At 65.8% G+C, this 1,430-nt stretch carries 1 protein-coding gene; it reads left to right on the top strand.

The window, feature by feature from the left end; genetic code table 11:
- Positions 1 to 100 precede the first annotated feature (100 nt).
- Positions 101 to 1,375 (top strand): IS256 family transposase, encoded by a 1,275-nt coding sequence (locus I6F21_RS37490; protein WP_225184353.1) that lies wholly within the window; start codon positions 101 to 103, stop codon positions 1,373 to 1,375.
- The last annotated feature ends 55 nt before the right edge of the window (positions 1,376 to 1,430 follow it).

Below are 1,430 nucleotides of genomic sequence, written 5' to 3'. Positions count from 1 at the left end.
GGGGGATGTCCCGGGTTCTGTTGAATTTCTGAAGAGGTCGGCGTTGCTCACCTTGAGCCGGTAGGCTCGGGGTGCTGATTCCACAAAGGAGAGCAACGCCATGACGAGAGATATCACACCGGCTGGTTCGCCGGCGACTGGGGCTGTGGACGAAGCGTTTGCGGAAGTGCGGGCGAGCTTTGATCGGTTCTGCCTTGCGGCGGGGATCGAGGCGCTCGGCACGATGATGGAGGCGGATGTGACGGCGGCCTGCGGGCCGCGCCACGGTCGCGATGCGGCGCGGCGGGCGCACCGTTGGGGCCGAACGCGCGGACGGATCGGTTTCCATGGCGGCAAGATCGAGGTCGAGCGCCCGCGGGTCCGGGGCGTGGACGGCCGCGAGGTCACGATCCCGAGCTGGGAAACGGCGGCGCAGGAGGACTGGCTCGGTCGCTGGGCGATGAACCTGATGCTGATCAATGTGTCGACGCGCCGGTTCGGCCGCGCTGTCCGGCTGCCCGAGGGTGACGTGCCGGCACCGCCCGGATCGGGGGTTTCGGAGTCGGCGGCCTCGCGGAGGTTCGTAGCGCTGTCGGCGGCGCGGCTGGCCGACTTCATGGCTGCCGATCTGTCCGCGCTCGACCTTCTGGTGGTCCAAATCGACGGGCTGCATCTCGGCGACGATCTCGTGCTGGTCGCCGCGATCGGGGTTGACGGCGAAGGCAACAAGCATCCGCTGGCGCTGGTGGAAGGGGCGACCGAGAATGCCGCAACGGTTCAGGCCCTGCTGGACAACCTGGTCTCGCGCGGGCTCGACCCGACGGTGCCAAGACTGTTCATCGCCGACGGCGCGAAGGCGTTGTCGAAGGCGATCCGCCGCACCTTCGGTTCGGCCGCTGCGATCCAGCGCTGCCAGATCCACAAGGCGCGCAACATCATGGAACGCCTGCCGAAAGAGCATCATGCGGCCACCCGTCGGGCGCTGCGCCAGGCCTGGGAGCTCGATGATGCCGACAAGGCCGAAAAATTGATCCGCAATCTCGCGCGTCGACTCGACCAGCAATGGCCCGGCGTAGCGGCCAGCATCCTCGAAGGCCTCGACGAAATCCTGACCGTCGTCCGGTTGAAGTTGCCGAAGGAGCTTCGTCGATCGCTCGCCTGTACCAACATCGCCGAGAACATGATGGGCACCATTCGCCGCGTCACGCGCAACGTCAAACGCTGGCGGGATGCCGGTATGGCCTTGCGATGGGTCGCGGCCGGCATGATCGAGGCCAACAAGGGCTTCCGACGATTGAAGGCGCATAAGCAATTGTCGGTTCTGCGTGCGGCTCTTCAAGCTCGCCACAATCGCATGACGATCAACCCCGTTGCCCACGTCACGAGGGCCGCGTAACATTCATTCCGGCAACGTCGATCCGACCTAGTTCAACAGCGATCGGGACATCCCC

It is taken from the genome of Bradyrhizobium sp. NBAIM03 (assembly GCF_020194055.1).
Classification (GTDB): Bacteria; Pseudomonadota; Alphaproteobacteria; order Rhizobiales; family Xanthobacteraceae; genus Bradyrhizobium; species Bradyrhizobium yuanmingense.
The sequence above is the reverse complement of the archived record's forward strand: the minus strand, read 5'-3'. Positions and strand labels throughout refer to the sequence as shown.

Excerpts from the sequence above, each read along its gene's own strand:
- I6F21_RS37490 (WP_225184353.1), top strand. The coding sequence starts at position 101 with ATGACGAGAGATATCACACCGGCTGGTTCGCCGGCGACTGGGGCTGTG.